The organism is Flavobacterium sp. SLB02 (assembly GCF_009664855.1).
Classification (GTDB): Bacteria; Bacteroidota; Bacteroidia; order Flavobacteriales; family Flavobacteriaceae; genus Flavobacterium.
Window position 1 is genome coordinate 2,854,491 of record NZ_CP045928.1, and the last position, 15,310, is coordinate 2,869,800.

The 15,310-nt window shown below is 33.3% G+C and carries 18 protein-coding genes; 5 read left to right on the plus strand and 13 right to left on the minus strand.

The genetic code is table 11. From position 1 onward, the window contains the following. Positions 1–75: 75 nt before the first annotated feature. Positions 76–414 carry a hypothetical protein gene (locus GIY83_RS10815; RefSeq protein WP_194616636.1) on the minus strand — a complete coding sequence of 113 codons (339 nt, stop codon included), beginning with the start codon at positions 412–414 and terminating at the stop codon, positions 76–78. 228 nt (positions 415–642) lie between these two features. Here GIY83_RS10815 and GIY83_RS10820 point away from each other — a divergent pair, with 228 nt between their 5' ends. After that, complete coding sequence (locus GIY83_RS10820; protein WP_208686917.1) at positions 643–3,846, plus strand: PAS domain S-box protein; 3,204 nt, start codon at positions 643–645, stop codon at positions 3,844–3,846. 8 nt (positions 3,847–3,854) lie between these two features. Here the strand turns inward: GIY83_RS10820 and GIY83_RS10825 are convergent, their stop codons facing one another. Further along, entirely contained in the window at positions 3,855–4,286 is a 432-nt protein-coding gene (locus GIY83_RS10825) for a response regulator (protein ID WP_194616634.1), read from the minus strand. A gap of 255 nt (positions 4,287–4,541) precedes the next feature. Here GIY83_RS10825 and GIY83_RS10830 point away from each other — a divergent pair, with 255 nt between their 5' ends. Further along, positions 4,542–5,042 (plus strand): pyridoxamine 5'-phosphate oxidase family protein, encoded by a 501-nt coding sequence (locus GIY83_RS10830; RefSeq protein ID WP_194616633.1) that lies wholly within the window; start codon positions 4,542–4,544, stop codon positions 5,040–5,042. 237 nt (positions 5,043–5,279) lie between these two features. On the opposite strand, the gene GIY83_RS10835 is transcribed toward GIY83_RS10830, so the two are convergent. The 3 genes from GIY83_RS10835 to GIY83_RS10845 form a co-directional block, all read right to left on the minus strand. After that, positions 5,280–5,993 carry a DUF72 domain-containing protein gene (locus GIY83_RS10835; RefSeq protein ID WP_194616632.1) on the minus strand — a complete coding sequence of 238 codons (714 nt, stop codon included), beginning with the start codon at positions 5,991–5,993 and terminating at the stop codon, positions 5,280–5,282. Then, the gene (locus tag GIY83_RS10840; RefSeq protein WP_208686919.1) at positions 5,990–6,721 is read right to left on the minus strand and encodes a DNA-formamidopyrimidine glycosylase family protein; all 732 of its coding nucleotides are present in this window, start codon (positions 6,719–6,721) and stop codon (positions 5,990–5,992) included. The genes GIY83_RS10835 and GIY83_RS10840 overlap by 4 nt, the downstream gene beginning before the upstream one ends. A gap of 76 nt (positions 6,722–6,797) precedes the next feature. Continuing rightward, positions 6,798–7,370, minus strand: coding sequence for a ferritin-like domain-containing protein (locus GIY83_RS10845; protein WP_194616630.1), 573 nt, complete (start codon positions 7,368–7,370; stop codon positions 6,798–6,800). A 190-nt stretch (positions 7,371–7,560) separates the two neighbouring features. On the opposite strand from GIY83_RS10845, the gene GIY83_RS10850 reads away from it, so the two are divergent. Together GIY83_RS10850 and GIY83_RS10855 are read left to right on the plus strand one after the other, a co-directional pair. Further along, positions 7,561–7,872: a hypothetical protein gene (locus GIY83_RS10850; protein WP_208686921.1), complete on the plus strand. Its 312-nt coding sequence runs from the start codon at positions 7,561–7,563 to the stop codon at positions 7,870–7,872. A gap of 189 nt (positions 7,873–8,061) precedes the next feature. Continuing rightward, positions 8,062–8,580, plus strand: coding sequence for a hypothetical protein (locus tag GIY83_RS10855; RefSeq protein ID WP_194616628.1), 519 nt, complete (start codon positions 8,062–8,064; stop codon positions 8,578–8,580). Between the two features lie 207 nt (positions 8,581–8,787). Here the strand turns inward: GIY83_RS10855 and GIY83_RS10860 are convergent, their stop codons facing one another. The 4 genes from GIY83_RS10860 to GIY83_RS10875 all read right to left on the minus strand — a co-directional run bounded on the left by GIY83_RS10860 (position 8,788) and on the right by GIY83_RS10875 (position 11,240). After that, complete coding sequence (locus GIY83_RS10860) at positions 8,788–9,435, minus strand: DUF5661 family protein (protein ID WP_194616627.1); 648 nt, start codon at positions 9,433–9,435, stop codon at positions 8,788–8,790. An 89-nt stretch (positions 9,436–9,524) separates the two neighbouring features. Then, the gene (locus GIY83_RS10865; protein ID WP_194616626.1) at positions 9,525–9,686 is read right to left on the minus strand and encodes a DUF1328 family protein; all 162 of its coding nucleotides are present in this window, start codon (positions 9,684–9,686) and stop codon (positions 9,525–9,527) included. A 109-nt stretch (positions 9,687–9,795) separates the two neighbouring features. Beyond that, positions 9,796–10,881 carry a DNA topoisomerase IB gene (locus tag GIY83_RS10870; protein ID WP_208687182.1) on the minus strand — a complete coding sequence of 362 codons (1,086 nt, stop codon included), beginning with the start codon at positions 10,879–10,881 and terminating at the stop codon, positions 9,796–9,798. 119 nt (positions 10,882–11,000) lie between these two features. Continuing rightward, positions 11,001–11,240 (minus strand): Rho termination factor, encoded by a 240-nt coding sequence (locus GIY83_RS10875; protein WP_208686923.1) that lies wholly within the window; start codon positions 11,238–11,240, stop codon positions 11,001–11,003. Between the two features lie 414 nt (positions 11,241–11,654). Here GIY83_RS10875 and GIY83_RS10880 point away from each other — a divergent pair, with 414 nt between their 5' ends. Continuing rightward, the gene (locus tag GIY83_RS10880; RefSeq protein WP_347349825.1) at positions 11,655–11,852 is read left to right on the plus strand and encodes a hypothetical protein; all 198 of its coding nucleotides are present in this window, start codon (positions 11,655–11,657) and stop codon (positions 11,850–11,852) included. Positions 11,853–11,953: 101 nt separating this feature from the next. Here GIY83_RS10880 and GIY83_RS10885 read toward each other — a convergent pair whose 3' ends face one another. The 4 genes from GIY83_RS10885 to GIY83_RS10900 all read right to left on the minus strand — a co-directional run bounded on the left by GIY83_RS10885 (position 11,954) and on the right by GIY83_RS10900 (position 15,283). After that, positions 11,954–12,199 (minus strand): hypothetical protein, encoded by a 246-nt coding sequence (locus GIY83_RS10885; RefSeq protein ID WP_194616623.1) that lies wholly within the window; start codon positions 12,197–12,199, stop codon positions 11,954–11,956. Between the two features lie 110 nt (positions 12,200–12,309). Continuing rightward, on the minus strand, positions 12,310–12,627 hold the full coding sequence (locus tag GIY83_RS10890; protein WP_194616622.1) for a hypothetical protein: 318 nt from the start codon (positions 12,625–12,627) through the stop codon (positions 12,310–12,312). 733 nt (positions 12,628–13,360) lie between these two features. Continuing rightward, on the minus strand, positions 13,361–14,233 hold the full coding sequence (locus GIY83_RS10895; protein WP_208686925.1) for a hypothetical protein: 873 nt from the start codon (positions 14,231–14,233) through the stop codon (positions 13,361–13,363). A gap of 345 nt (positions 14,234–14,578) precedes the next feature. Then, on the minus strand, positions 14,579–15,283 hold the full coding sequence (locus GIY83_RS10900; RefSeq protein ID WP_194616620.1) for a hypothetical protein: 705 nt from the start codon (positions 15,281–15,283) through the stop codon (positions 14,579–14,581). Between the last annotated feature and the right edge of the window lie 27 nt (positions 15,284–15,310).

Here is a 15,310-nt window from a genome sequence, read left to right on the forward strand (position 1 = left end):
AAAGCAGCTGCCCCGGATAAATCCGGAACAACTGCTCCCCAGCAAAATAAAAAAATACTAATCTATTTTCTTTTCTTATGTAAGTTCATTGATATCGGCGTTTTTCGAATAGTTTGCCTTTGGGATATCTTTAAAAAATTCGGCTTCTTCAAGGTCTGCTGTTGGGCCATAACCTATTAAATGTGTTCCTTTTATCTGGTCTTTTGTTTCGATTATATACAAAATAGACATATCATCAGGATCACTCATTCCTTCATAACGGTGATGCGCTACGATAAAAATTTCATTGGGCTGATAAGCATATTTCGTTTCAGAGTCTAATAAAGTTCCCGCTTCGAATAAAAAATTAGAAGTATATCCTTCGTCCTGATATTTTTTGATATAATCGGTTTCGTGTTTTTGCTCTTTTTTCATGACTTCATTGTATTAAGATTTTTTCAAATCTATTGTTAATTCAAATTTCATCATTGATTACAAATAAAATTAACTCAATAGATTTAAAAATTACCTCATTCAAAAAATCAAAAAACAAATCAATAATTAATTTACTAATTTTAACAATTCTATAAAAAGACCAACTTTAGAAATTATAACTTTTTTACCAATACTTTCTTGTTTTAACCAGAAACAAAAATGACTTTAATGAGTACTAAGAATCATGATTTTCTTGCCAAAGGAGGCGAAATGGGCGCGCTTACACGTGCTAAAGACTGGAGCAAATCTTCTATAGGTCCTGTTGAATCATGGCCGCAGAGTTTGCGTACTACTTTAGGAATACTTTTGAACTCAAAGTTTCCCATGTTCTTATTTTGGGGACCGGATCATATTTGTTTTTATAATGACGCTTATCGTCCCAGCCTCGGGAATGACGGAAAACATCCTGCTATATTAGGACAAAAAGGCGCCGAATACTGGCCTGAAATCTGGGATTTTATTAAACCTCTAATCGATCAGGTTCTTACTGAGGGCGAGGCAACCTGGCACGAAGACCAACTTTTACCCATATACAGAAACGGAAAAATGGAAGACGTTTACTGGACCTTTAGTTATAGTCCAGTAAATAATGATGAGGGAAAAATAAATGGTGTTCTTGTTATTTGCGATGAAACGACCAACAAAGTCAATATTCGTAAAAATCTGGAAAACAGTAACGAACGTTATCGTAATAATATATTGCAAACTCCTAATGCCATGTGCATTTTTAGGGGAAAAGATTATGTTGTAGAAATTGCAAACGAACTGATGCTCGAAATTTGGGACCGAAAAATAGAAGAAGTTATCAACAGACCTGTTTTTGAAGCGCTGCCGGAAGTTGCCGGTCAGGGTTTAGAAGGTGTTTTACTTAACGTTTATGCTACAGGAGAACGATTTACTGCTTATGAACTTCCCGTAAAATTAACCCGAAAAGGTAAGATTGTAAACACGTTTATTAATGTCGTTTACGAAGCACTAAAAGAATCAGATGGGTCTATTTCAGGGATTGTTGCCATTGCTAATGATGTTACAATACAGGTAATTGCCAGAACGGCTGTTGAAGAAAGCGAAAAGCGATTTAGAAATACCGTAAAGCAGCTTCCACTTGGGATTGCCATTCTTAAAGGCACTGATCTGATTGTCGAAATGGCCAATGCTACGTATCTTCAGATTATCGATAAAACAGAAGACGATATTCTGGATAAACCCGTTTTTGCTACTGTTCCCGAAACTAAGGATACAGTTTATCCGTTGCTTTCAAAAGTGTATGAAGATGGAATTCCTTATTATTCAAATGAATTGGAGGTTACTTTAAATCGTTACGGCAAACAGGAAGTTTGTTATTTTAATCTTGTTTTTCATCCTTTAAAAGAAGAAAACAATACTGTGGGTGTTATTATAGTAACCCACGAAGTTACTGAAGCCGTAAAAGCGCGTTATTTATTGACACAAAGCGAAAAAGCTTTTAGAAATTTAGTAATGGACTCTCCTATTGCAATGGCTATTTTTAGAGGGAAAGACCATATTATCGAAATGGCGAATAATACCATGATGAAAACCATCTGGCAGAAAAAGAAAAAAGAAACTATTGGAAAACCTATCATTGAGGTCTTCCCTGAATTATTAGAACAAAAATATCCGGAATTACTGGATCAGGTTATACTGAACAAGAAAATTGTTCGCGAAAACGAAGCGCTTGCTTATGTAAATGTGAAGGGAAAACTCAAGAAATTTTATCTTGATTATCAGTATACTCCGTTACTCGAAAAAGAAGGAGAAGCTTCGGGCGTTATGGTTAACGTAAATGATGTAACCTCAAAAGTAGAAGCGCGTAAAAAGGTTGAAGATGCCGAAGAACGCGCAAGATTAGCTGTTGAAATTGCCGAAATTGCTACCTGGGACGTCAATCTTATCACTCAGGATTTAATATATTCAGAAAACCTTGCTACTATTTTTGGGCATGATAAAACAGTAAAAATAACACGCCCTGAAATTCGAAATCAAATTCATCCTGACGATCAGCCTGTTTTGGAAGAAGCTTATAAAGTGGCACTTAGAACCAGTATTTACAAATATGAAGCCCGCGTTATTAAACCCGATCATTCCATAAGCTGGATAAAAGCACATGGTAAGATCTTTTTTGACGAAGATAAAAATCCTGTAAAAATGCTGGGTACCATAATGGATATTACAGACGAAAAAAACAGCCAGCAAACTTTAATCAAAAGCGAAGAAAAATTCAGACTCCTTGCCGACTCTATGCCTCAGCATATCTGGACAAGTGATGCACTGGGGAATTTGAATTATTTTAATGAATCTGTTTATACGTATTCCGGAATACCAGTTGATGAAATTGAGAAAAAAGGCTGGCTGCAGATTGTACATCCTGAAGATCGGGAAGCCAATGTAAATACCTGGATGGAAGCCATAAAAACCGGAAATAACTTTTTATTAGAGCATCGTTTTCGTCGTTATGATGGCGAATACAGGTGGCAATTAAGCAGGGCAATTGCCCAGAAAGACGAACAGGGAAAAATTCAAATGTGGGTTGGTACCAGTACTGATATTCAGGATCAAAAAGATTTTACCTCTAAACTTGAAAAAGAGGTTCAGGAACGTACGGCACAACTGGAACTTAAAAATAAGGACCTGATTAATATGAATATCGAACTGCAGTCTTTCGCTTATATCTCAAGCCATGACTTGCAGGAACCGCTACGAAAAATTCAGACTTTTGCCAGTCGATTGTCTGATTTAGATGAGCAGAATATTTCGGCGAAAGCCAAAATTTATTTAAGCCGAATTGAAGTTTCAGCCAAAAGAATGCAAACCTTAATTCAGGATCTTTTAGAATATTCAAGAACCAACTCTGCTGAAAGAATCTTTGTGAAAACGAATTTAGATGATATTGCAGAGGAAATATTAAGTGATTTCTCAGACCGAATTGAAGAAAAGAATGCTTTTGTTAATTTCCATCCTTTGGGTGAAGCCACTATTATCCCGTTTCAGTTTAGGCAATTGCTGCATAATCTGGTCGGAAATGCATTAAAATTCTCTAAAAAGAATCTTACTCCTGTAATTGAGATTAGTGCGGAAAGAATTAAAGGAAAAAGCATTAATCATGAGCTAAATTATCCTGAAAAGATCTATTATCATCTTAAAATTTCGGATAACGGAATTGGTTTTGAAGCCGAATACAAGGAGCGTATTTTTGAGGTTTTTAAACGTCTGAATACGGAAAATGAATTTGCAGGAACCGGAATTGGTCTTGCAATTGTAAAAAAGATTGTAGAAAACCACAAAGGAATTATCACGGCAAGTGGCGAAAAAGGTCAAGGCGCCACTTTTGATATTTACATTCCTGAATTATAATAGTTTCACTAAGATTTATAAACAAAGTTTTTATCGGTTGGATTGAATTTTTTCCAATCGATTTCCAGTGCGTGTTCGATAGATTTTATAATATCTTTCATCAAAACAGGCTTTGTAATGAAGTAATTAGCTCCCAAGTTACGACATCTTTCGATTATACTTGGCTCGTTTGAAGTCGAGAAAATAATTACCGGAATATCATTTTGCAGTTTAGAATTTCTAAGTTCCGTAAGAACATCAAATCCGTTTTTACCCGGCATATTCAAATCCAGAAAAACTACATGTGGTACTGGCGGCGGGTTGTAGATCGCATTCAATAATTTTTCGCCTCCAGAATATGTCTGAAGCTGTATTTTTTTTGGTAATGATTCTACTGCATCGGTAAAAATGCTCAAATCGTCTTCATCATCATCAGTATAAAATATAGTAAAATCAGTCATATGGTATTTTGTAAAATTGGGTATTTTTCTTCTTCAAAGATAACCAAATTTATAGATAAATCAATGTCTTTTAGATTATCATCCGGATAATTAGTAATTGAAATCTCATAATTTTTAAATCTAATTGTGTAAGCTCAAAAGTCATAAAATCAGCAACTTTACTATAATGAAGTTTTAAATTAAAAAATACCATAGTACTCAGTAAATGAGAACTTTAATCGAAAAATTATTTAATAAATTATAAAAAATAAAGTCATGGGAGATCATAAAGACCTTACGAACGAATTTGCTGTAGATAAAATAAAAGATCTTGCAGAAAACATTAAAACATGTATGTTTTGTACTTATAATGAATACAGACTACAATCGCGACCAATGTCTGTGCAAAAAATTGATGATTTAGGCCAGCTTTGGTTTTTATCAGACCGAAACAGCAGCCACAATGCAGAGATTAGCCTTAACCCTCAGGTTGAGTTATTTTTCTCTGAACCACATGATAAATTTCTAACCTTACACGGAACCGCAAGTATCTCGTACGACAGGGAAACGATAAAAGAATTATGGGATCCTATTGTAAAAATATGGATGCCGGAAGGCGAAGATGACCCAAATTTAAGCGTGATAAAAGTAGTTCCCGAAGATGGTTATTACTGGAATAACAAAAACGGAAAAATGGTCGCAATTGCTAAAATGGCCACTGCTTTTGTAACAGGAAAAACAATGGATGACGGAATTGAAGGTAACTTGAAATTGTAGTTTTATAAGGATAATTTAACTTCTAAGAGCACTAAGATTTACGCAAAGCCCGCTAGGAATTATTTCTTTGCGGGCTTTTTTTGGGCCGCAAAGTTAGCAACAAGTTAAAAATAAACCACAGATTAAAATGATTATATAGATTTTAAAAATCCTTTTAATCTTTTTAATCTGTGGCTAAAAAACTTTGCGGACTTTTGCGTAAATCCTTGCGCTCTTAGCGGTTAAACCTTAAAAACCTTATTCCAACATATGTTTTAACTCTAAAGCATTCAAAATCCCTGCTTCGCTTGCAGTGTTATTAAAATACACAAATGCTGACTTTGAAACAATTACATCTTTTATATAAAGTAATTCTTCAGGTGAATAACTCGAGTAAAACATCTTGGGTGTTCCGTGAAGCCTTATGAAAATCAGGGTCGAATCTGTAAAAATAGTATTGGGTAATTGCGGATGGCTTACACTGCAAAAGATAATATTGTTATCCTTGAAGGCATTCCAGACTTCCTGATTCCACCAACTTTCGTGGCGAAATTCGATGACGTTTTTAAACTTTAAATCTAAACTTCCTATGATTTGGTGCAATCTGTCAGCGCTAAAATGATAACTAGGCGGAAACTGGAATAAAATACAGCCTAATTTGTCTTTCAGGCCTGCCTGGCATATCATATAAAATTGATTTATTAGATATTCACAATCCACAAATTTCTTAATATGGGTGATTTCTTTTGGTGCTTTTACAGAAAAAACAAAATGTTCCGGCGTTTTATTGTACCAATTCTCAAATATTTTTACCGTTGGAAACCTATAAAAGCTTCCATTGAACTCATAGGTGCTAAAATACTGGCAATAAAAGGAAAACCATCTCGAAACTGACAGGTTGTCAGGATAGAAAATTCCCTTCCAGAAGCGATTATTAAAGCTTGAACAACCTATTAAAACCTGTTTTTTCATATGTGTAGTTTTTGACAATTGGTACAAAAGAAACTTCTTCGCTTTCCCTTCCCTGTTTGCTTTTTATGAATGGGAAGATTACATCGCTTACATTCTTTTTTGGTGTAAGCCAGCCAATGTTTTTTTAGTTCATAATTTTTCTTCCAGTTGAGAAATTCAAAACTATAAATCGAACATTCGTTGATGATATTTTTTAAATCTTTTGACGGAATTTTTCCCACCACAGATTCGGGGTGAATTTTACATCGGTACAAAACTTCGTTCTTGATAATGTTCCCTACTCCTGAAAAAATGTTCTGATCGAGAATTGCATCGCAAATCATTTCGTCCGGTTTTTTATCCAGACTTTGTTTTGCTTTTTTCGGATCCCATTTTTTATTCATTACATCCTCCCTCCAATCGTAATATTGATTAATATCACCTTCTAGAATTTTGACAGAGCAAGTATAAAAGTTGAGTTCTCCGTTTGAAAAAATCATGCTTAATCTTGGTTTGGTTTCTTTGCGTTCGTTTATTCGATACGTTCCAAACATGAGCAAATGAATTTTTACCGTAAAATCATCAAAACAAATTAAAAAGTGTTTCCCCCAGGTTTTAAAATCCAGAATGGTTTTACCCTCGAGGCGTTCAATATCAATAGCACTATTTCCAGAGACTTCATTTATTTTTTGTCCTGAAAATTGCTGCACTTCTTCTTTTAAAGTCATTATCGACGGACCTTCTGGCATAATCTTTAATTTTTAAATTATAAACTAAAAAAAGTGCAACCCGAAAGCTGCACTTTTTAAAATTTTCTCTTTAAAATTAATCTGCTTCTGCAGCTTCAAGATTTACAGCATTTACTGCAACCTCTGTTAATTTTTTATCGGCTCCTTTTTCTTCGTCTAATGTCAGCTCCAGAATACTGGCTGCTTCGGTTAAACCTAGAGTCTCGGCAAATTGACGTAAAGTACCGTAAGTGGCAATTTCGTAATGCTCTATTTTTTGCGCTGCTGCGATAATACCTGCATCACGTACAACTCCAACTTCAGTTTCTTCAATAATCCCTTTTCCTTCTTCGATTAAGCCTGCCATTGCATCGCATTTTTTTGCCGAAGCTTTTTGACCAATTAGTTTAAAAACCTGCTCTAATCTACTTACATGTTCTTCGGTTTCGGTCAAGTGGCTGTTTAAAGCCTCTATTAAGTCCGCTGACGTCGCATTTTTGGTCATGGTAGGTATTGCCTTAGTTAAAGCTTTTTCGGCCCAGTAAATGTCTTTTAATCCGTCTTCGAATAATTCAGTCAATCCGGATGCTGCATCTGATTTTGCTTTTGTCACTCCTTTTTTTGCTTCTGGTTTAGAAGCCGTCTCTTTTTTACTATCTGTACTTTTCATGGTAATAATTTTTGTTAATTAATATTTGATAAAATTAGTATCTTGATTATCAGTCAGGTTATATTATTTTTTATTAAAGTTGTATTCTAAACACCTTCATATTATACAACGAGATTTTAGAATTCTGTAAGATATTTTTTTGGTTTGAGAGATAGATTTGTAACTGGACAATTTTAAAAAACACATTATAATGGAAACATATATAGACCATACGTATCAGGAAGCCGAACTTTATTTTCAACAAAAATATCAAAGAGGACATTTAGATATCGACACTGCAATTTTGATTGATAATGCAATTGATCAACTTCTTAAAAAAGATAATATCACTAGAAACGAAAATATCCCTAACGAAGAGCAGGTTGTTAATGAAGATGATTATATCAGTAATAATCCGGATGAGGAATTCGAAATCATTGATGCCGAGGATCTTGACGAAGAAGAGCATATCGAAGACGAAGATCACTTTGATGATGACGATTTAGAAAGAAACGATAATTAATGATTTGAAAATCTGAAAAGCGAAATACAAAAGACTATTACTGGGTAATGGTCTTTTTTTTTTTTTGCCTAAAACTCAAACCTCAACATAACCATCTGTTAATTATACAATTACACGTCATAATTCTATAATGCAATTGTTTCTCTTCCTGATTAGATTTGTATCTAGTAATATTAAAAACGAAATGTCATGAATACTACAGATCAAAAAAACAGCATGATAAAAGGGAATAGAGTTCCCGGAAATCAGAATCCAAATACAGCCGATAGAAATAATCTTACAAACGAAGAATTATACTATATTGACGATATGAAAGAAAGCGATACTGATAATCGCGAAATAGCCGAGCGTGGTTACACCGTTAGAAACGGTCATAATCCTGACACTCCTAATCCGGATGAACTTACAGATGATGAAGACGATCTAACCGATGATTTTCATAGCGAAAATGACCTCAACTCTAACACAGATGATTTGTATGAAGAAGAACTGGATCAAAACGGGAACAATATCGACGACGTAAACGACGAATTAGACAATCCGTCTGATGCTTCACTGGAAAGAGAAGAAGAAGATTTCAATGAAACCGAAGATGTTCTCGAAGATATCGATGACGAAGAAGAGGAAGAGGAAAGTGAATACATCGAAGATGATGTTCAGGAAGAAGAAAATGTAGAATATCCTGATAATGACCCAAGAAAATTCTAAAGAAAGGAACAAAGGTTCAAAGTTTAAAAAAAGTAACAAAGGTTCAGAGTTGCAGGTTCAGAGTTTAATTACTTTGTCGTTTGCATTCTTTGAACCTTGTCACTTTATATCGATGAACCTAAAAAACCTTTGTTCCTTTGCAACTTTGTCCCTCAAAAAAAAACCTCTGTCCCTTTAAACCTTTGCAACTTTGAACCTTAAAAGAAACTAATCTCCAATAATTTCCAAAACCGGAATATCATCCATTTTTTCCAGGCGTTCGGCTAGTCCTGCCCTTGCCTCTTTTAGTTCTTCTTCGGCTTTGATGAGCTCTTCAAGCAATTTCTCTTTTCCTATGGTGACTTTATCAATTTTACGCATGATTTCGTAGATTTCGCCTTCGGCTTCCATTACTTTCAATCTTTTGTAATACGTCAGACTTTCGGTCATGTGCGCCAATGCAATCATCGCGGTCAAAAACGGATGATTATTGGTTACATTCACATCTTTTATTTTTCCATGCTCGAGTTCCACTTTCAACGCAAAAGCAAATTCTTCCATATTAAAAGCCTCGTATTTGCTTTTTGGATCTAAATAAGCCTTAATCGACTCCACATTGTTCATCGTAGACAAATCGACGTCTGTTTCTTTTTGATCGTTTAAATCGTTAAAAACAACATTTCCTATTGCTCTTGCTTCGGCAACTGTGGGATCATTGTCAGGATTTTCGAAATCGCGTGTCGACCAATCCCAATTTTCAGGATGTACAGGTTTTATATATTTTTCACAGAAATCTGTCACATCGTTTTTTAAGCTTACCATCTCATCTTCTCTTTTGATGTAGACATCCTGGTAAGCACCGCTTTTAGTTCCCATAATTCTTTTTTTTATGTTTTTTTTAAAAATGCAAACGACACATTTACCGAGATATATGTGTCGTTTTTTAATTGTTATTTATTTGCTGACTAAATACTTTTTCTTCCGCTAATTAGAGATATAACGAATAAGACTAAAAATATGAAGAATAAAACTTTAGCGATACTTGCAGCTCCGGCGGCAATTCCACCAAAGCCAAATATTCCGGCTATAATAGCAAGAATGACAAAAATGACTGTATAACGTAACATAAGCTTGTGATTTTAGTTAATAATGATTTTGTTTGTTACTCAAATTTCATACTTTTTAAAGAGATGTATTAACTCTGAAAAATATTTTCTTAGCCCTATCAAACCTGATTTACAATAAATTAATCTGATAGTTTTGTATTAATTCTGAAAAAGCAATTTCGCTATGCGAAAAGTGCTCTCTGTTGCTTCGACATTTTTTGGCACTTTCAAAATATTGTTCAATCGAACCGTCTTCGTAAGTCGAAACCAGCAAAGGGTGAACATAATAATTCTTGCATACATTTCTCGTATTTCCCAAAGCTTGGGCCGTTGTGTCAAAAGCGGTCAGGATATTCTTTTTGATTTCTTTTTCCTCGCTTGTCGTTCCAATTTCCATTAAGGTTTCAAAAAACACGATTGATGCGGCCCAGGTTCTAAAATCTTTGGCACTAAAATATTCTCCTGAAATTTCATGCAAATATTCATTGACCATATGACTGTCCAAAACCTTTCTTTCGCCGTTTTTATCATAATACTTAAAAACTTCCCAACCCGGAATTTCCTCACAGCGACTTACCAGTTTTATCAATTTTTTATTACGGGTTGTAATCGTATGCTGTACCCCTTTTTTTCCTGTAAATTCAAACCGAAGCGAATTTTTATTGATGTTGATGTGGCGTTTTCTTAAAGTCGAAAGTCCGTACGATTTATTGTCTTTGGCGTATTTTTCATTTCCAATTCTAATATGCGTTTCTTCCATTAACCTGATCACCAGGGCGACCACTTTTTCTTTCGACCATTCTTTCTTTTCCAGATCCTCATCGACTTGTTTTCGAATCAAAGGCAATTTGCTTCCAAATTCGGCTATTTTATAAAACTTGGTTTGGTTGCGAATCAAATTCCATTTTGGGTGATAGCGGTATTGTTTTCGGTTTTTAACATCCAGACCCACCGCTTGCAAATGTCCGTTTGGCAAATCCGAAATCTGAACGTTTACCCATGCCGGCGGAAGCACCAGACTGCTAAAACGTTTCAATTCGCTTTTTTGCTTAATGCAACGACCATTTTTTTTATAAATAAAACCATCCTCTCCTTCGCATCGCTCTATGGGCAGCCTTTGATTATTGATGTAAACTAAATCTAATTTTTCGATCACCAAATGCGGTGTTTTGATCAATTGATTCATTAGTTTTTCGGTTTTTGCAGCTGCATTCATGGTCGTTTCGTTTTTTATATTAGCCACTCCCGATGATTATCGGGATAAGGATGTAAAAAGATTTATTTCCGATATATCATGTTTATCTATCCTCTGTGGCTTTATTATTTTTAATGCTTTTAATTATTTCTTAATGCCTTAACGAGATTCTTTTTATTCATATAAGAACGTCCCGGAATTCCAACTTTTATGGCCTGTTGGTACAATTCGGCTTTTGACCATTCATCATAAGGTTTTGCCCTTCCTCCTTTTTCACCTGCATCTGGCGTATTAGCAATTCGAGCTGCCTTTTCTTTGCTATAGCCTATTTCTAAAAGAGCTTGGTATTGTTTTTCGTTTTGAATTCTTGCATCTGGCATGACTGAAAAATTTAAAGATTAATGATTTAGAAATATCTTATATCAAAATTCTTCAAAAAGCAGGAATTCTCTGTTATATAATTCTTCGATTTATTTTCATAATTAACTCTATGAGAGATCGATTATAATAAAAACCATTATATTTTTCAGGAGCTGTTTCCTGCTGTCCGCTGTATTTTTTATGGTGAACCCCACCATAAAAACGATGCCGCTCCCATCAGGGCTAGATACGTTTTCATAAGAAAATTATTAAAAAAAAATAAAGATTTTTACTACATTTTCAATTCTTAAATCTTCACATTAAGAATTATTAATTTAACCCTTATGGTATGGTGGCATTATTGGAAAACAATAAACGTTTAAAATAGCAAGCTACTTTATCTACAGGATTTTTATTCAGTAAAATGTTAAGATATGAGTACAAACACCCTTTCGAAAGAAGCCGAAACCAGGATAATGAATTTCTTTAACACCACCATTGATCCAAATGAAATGAAAAAAGCACTAAGGCAGGCCAATTACATACTGGCCTTAGGAATTATCAGAAAAGACGAAACCCTTCAACGGGAAATCATCAAATTAGAAAACAGTTTTTATTGCTCAACGAATTAGCCGAAATTTTAAATCCTTATTTAGATGTAGAGTAACGTTTATAATTAGATTTTAATAACAACAAAAAAGCCTTGATTTTAAAGAATCGAGGCTTTTTTTATTTAAGAATACTTTTTAGAACCATCATAATTAATAAATCTAAAATTATAATCTTCACTTAAAATTCTTCCTCCAAGTTGGATAAAAGTTCCAAATTGACCTCTCCAATCTTCAAAATCATTTTCATTAATTGTATCCCATCGAATTATTCCGCAAAAATCAGGCTGATCGGCTTGTGATACTATCACAAGTCCAAATTCGTTTCCTAGAGAAACCTTCATTCCTGTTATGAATTCTATATTCGGCATCTTTATTTAATTATTTTTAAATCTTAATATATAAAACAACACCTTAAAATTTTAGGTTCAAGCAAAACGCGCCAAAAGATTAATTAATCCTAAAATGTGATGTTCAAACATTATAAAGATTTCTTAATTTTTGCAATTAATTGTTTTTTAATCAAGTCAAATTCAAAATCTCTCTCTGATGTATAAAGGTATAATATTAATCTGGCATTGCTATCTACAAGACTGCTAATATCTGGAAAACTAGTATTAATGAACTGAGTACTTTGCGAACTATAACCATTATACGATCTGTCTATAAATAATTCTTTAGACTTTAAAGTCCAGTCATCAATATTAATCAGATCTATTTCATTTTGATAATCGGCTAAGGCTTTATTTATAATTTTATCAATTTTACCTTTCTCCTTTTTAAAATCTATATTAATCATTCCTGGCTATTTTGGTTATTAAATATTTAGTTTTTTATAAATATATAATATTGAACAAAACTTTTGATAAAATCTCTATAAATTCATTGCCATTAGGCTTTCGCCCTTTCAGGGCTAAAACAACAATTGTCTCTCACTCATAGTGCTTCGCACCATGCTATTGCTAAAGCTCTTTCAGAGCAACAGGTTTTCAATACCTATGTTTGGAAACAATTTGAATTATAAATCTATTGTAGGATTAAGTTTAAATATGTAAAAAATTTTAAGGACGAGACAATGAGGAAGTTGCTTAAAAGCTCAAAAAGGACTGAAGGCCCAAAAGAAGCAGCGCAGTGCAACGCACTGCGAACTGCGTTAAGCGGGATTATCGCCCTGAAAGGGCAAAAGCAAATCTATTGTACATTTATCAAAAAACTGTTTACTTTATTACACAAATAATATAATGAGCTTTTACTTTGCTAATAAGCTTTCGCCTTTTCAGGGCTTAAAAACAAAAATTATATTGGTCATAGTGCTTCGCACCATACTAGTTCCATAGCTCTTTCAGAGCGGGTTCATGAGAATTTCTAATCAACGAATCTGATAAATGAATGCTTCGGAAAACTGTTTTTTATTAAATCCTCTCTATAAAGGCTCTTATATTCTTTTAACTGTTCAGAGGAATTCAATGCAATAAAAGTTAAACATAACAATAAATTTCTTCTCATTTTTATTCTATAAATTAAAAACAAACTTAATCGCATTTTACCTTTTTATAATCTCCCGTTTTATCGTCATATTCCATACAAGTTTGTTTTATTAAAACCATCTTATCGTTTACTACTTTATATTCTGCAGTATTAACGATTCTACCTGCACAACACTGGTTATGCTCAGCAATTCTTTTGGTTTTACTATCAAATTGCAACGAGGTACCACTAAAACTACTTTGGAAATATTTACCAGTCTTTGGATTATACAAAAAATATAATCTTGAAGTATTAGGCCCTGCATAACTCGATTCGAAAACAGAGAAATCTTCAATACCATCAAAATTATAATCTCCGATATTTATATTTTTCAGTCCCCAAAGCTCGCATTTTAAATCAATTTGCTGAATCAGCTTATCTGTCTTTTTCTCCAGAATTTTAACTCCTGTTACTTTCGTAAATCCTCCTTTAGGTCTTGAAATAATCAGTTTAAAGTATTTCCCTTCTAGAGAAACCGGTTGCAAAATTTCTACATTTTCCCATTCTGCTGCATCGCCATATTCAATTTCAAATGTTTTTGACAAAGTTATTTTAAGTTCTTTCTTTGTATTTAAGTCTGTCCATGTTCCCTCTACTTTCTTGCTTTTCGGATTAAAATTTTCAAAAGTCATTTTAGAAGTATTCTTACCTGTTTTATCTTTTTCATAAAAAGTCAGGACTTTATTTTTTAGAGTTCCGCTTATCTCTATAGGAGTATCATAATTAGAATACGCATAAATGGCATTTCCTGAACTATCTGAATCAATATCAGTTAGCAATTCTATAGGATACTTATCTATGAATCCTGTATAAGTTGTTTGTGCCGCTAATTGAATTGAAGCTAAAAAAAGTAATGCTATTAAAATTTTCTGCTGCATTGTAGAGTTGAGATCGATTATATGTTTGTTGTTGTTTTTAAAATTAAAGTACTCTTTAAATTTAATGCTTTTTATTCTACGTTATTTCAAGATCCAATATCATCAATAGAATCTTCTAAAACAGCTTGTGATTTAATTAATTTCAAACCAAATCTTATCATAAATATTATGGCTATAGCGAGAAAAAAAAACTATTACAGCGAAAGCTAATAGATAATTCAAATCTTTATTCGTCGATGCTTTTATATAGTTTATCACTGCTTGCAACAAAGTTCCATATGTCGCAATGAATAATATTCCTCCAATAAAAATAACCAACAGACCTATAATCTTTTTTTAGTACTATCATGAAACCGAAGTGTTATCTATTTTATCAATTATCCATTTTTCATTTACTTTTTTGATATAAATCCTCACGCCAATTCCGCAATGTCTGCCACAAGAAAAACCACCGTCTAAGACTCCAAATTTTCTCTTTTTGTCAAATTGGATTCCTGTAAAATAAACTGCACCCGAAAAAACAAAATCATACTTTTTTCTCCAAAATTCATGTCTGTCTTTTGGAAACTCAGAAATGTCTCTCAGTTCAAATTTCCCTTTAAGTGGGATATTTTTAAAATCTATAGTGTATATAGAATCTCCTTCTATTTTTGGATAAAAAACTTCCGTAACTTTAAAATGCTCTTCTAAATATTCTTTTAAATCCTTATTATTACTTTTTATTTTAGGATTGAATGCTACAATTAATTTTGAAGTATCTTTTTCGATTACTTCTTGATTATGCTCCCACTTAGCCATTCTTTGTTTTTGCTCTTCCATACCCATTGTTGAATCAACTCTTATACGATGACCATTTTCATCATAAGTAAGTAATCCATAAATAGGAAGCGGATTAAGTACCGTTCTGTAATCAATACAAATAGAATCAATCAAATCTGGAAAAATTTCCGTCATTACATTTTTTTCAAATTCCAGATCGCTAATCTTTTTTTGACAACTTATAAATAGAAATATCATAATAAGTAAAGGCACTTGCAATGGTTTTATCATAATCCTTAATAAGTAATGGTTCAAAAA

Excerpts from the sequence above, each read along its gene's own strand:
- GIY83_RS10815 (WP_194616636.1), bottom strand. The coding sequence starts at position 414 with ATGAAAAAAGAGCAAAAACACGAAACCGATTATATCAAAAAATATCAG.
- GIY83_RS10820 (WP_208686917.1), top strand. The coding sequence starts at position 643 with ATGAGTACTAAGAATCATGATTTTCTTGCCAAAGGAGGCGAAATGGGC.
- GIY83_RS10825 (WP_194616634.1), bottom strand. The coding sequence starts at position 4,286 with ATGACTGATTTTACTATATTTTATACTGATGATGATGAAGACGATTTG.
- GIY83_RS10830 (WP_194616633.1), top strand. The coding sequence starts at position 4,542 with ATGGGAGATCATAAAGACCTTACGAACGAATTTGCTGTAGATAAAATA.
- GIY83_RS10835 (WP_194616632.1), bottom strand. The coding sequence starts at position 5,993 with ATGAAAAAACAGGTTTTAATAGGTTGTTCAAGCTTTAATAATCGCTTC.
- GIY83_RS10840 (WP_208686919.1), bottom strand. The coding sequence starts at position 6,721 with ATGCCAGAAGGTCCGTCGATAATGACTTTAAAAGAAGAAGTGCAGCAA.
- GIY83_RS10845 (WP_194616630.1), bottom strand. The coding sequence starts at position 7,370 with ATGAAAAGTACAGATAGTAAAAAAGAGACGGCTTCTAAACCAGAAGCA.
- GIY83_RS10850 (WP_208686921.1), top strand. The coding sequence starts at position 7,561 with ATGGAAACATATATAGACCATACGTATCAGGAAGCCGAACTTTATTTT.
- GIY83_RS10855 (WP_194616628.1), top strand. The coding sequence starts at position 8,062 with ATGAATACTACAGATCAAAAAAACAGCATGATAAAAGGGAATAGAGTT.
- GIY83_RS10860 (WP_194616627.1), bottom strand. The coding sequence starts at position 9,435 with ATGGGAACTAAAAGCGGTGCTTACCAGGATGTCTACATCAAAAGAGAA.
- GIY83_RS10865 (WP_194616626.1), bottom strand. The coding sequence starts at position 9,686 with ATGTTACGTTATACAGTCATTTTTGTCATTCTTGCTATTATAGCCGGA.
- GIY83_RS10870 (WP_208687182.1), bottom strand. The coding sequence starts at position 10,881 with ATGAATGCAGCTGCAAAAACCGAAAAACTAATGAATCAATTGATCAAA.
- GIY83_RS10875 (WP_208686923.1), bottom strand. The coding sequence starts at position 11,240 with ATGCCAGATGCAAGAATTCAAAACGAAAAACAATACCAAGCTCTTTTA.
- GIY83_RS10880 (WP_347349825.1), top strand. The coding sequence starts at position 11,655 with ATGAGTACAAACACCCTTTCGAAAGAAGCCGAAACCAGGATAATGAAT.
- GIY83_RS10885 (WP_194616623.1), bottom strand. The coding sequence starts at position 12,199 with ATGCCGAATATAGAATTCATAACAGGAATGAAGGTTTCTCTAGGAAAC.
- GIY83_RS10890 (WP_194616622.1), bottom strand. The coding sequence starts at position 12,627 with ATGATTAATATAGATTTTAAAAAGGAGAAAGGTAAAATTGATAAAATT.
- GIY83_RS10895 (WP_208686925.1), bottom strand. The coding sequence starts at position 14,233 with ATGCAGCAGAAAATTTTAATAGCATTACTTTTTTTAGCTTCAATTCAA.
- GIY83_RS10900 (WP_194616620.1), bottom strand. The coding sequence starts at position 15,283 with ATGATAAAACCATTGCAAGTGCCTTTACTTATTATGATATTTCTATTT.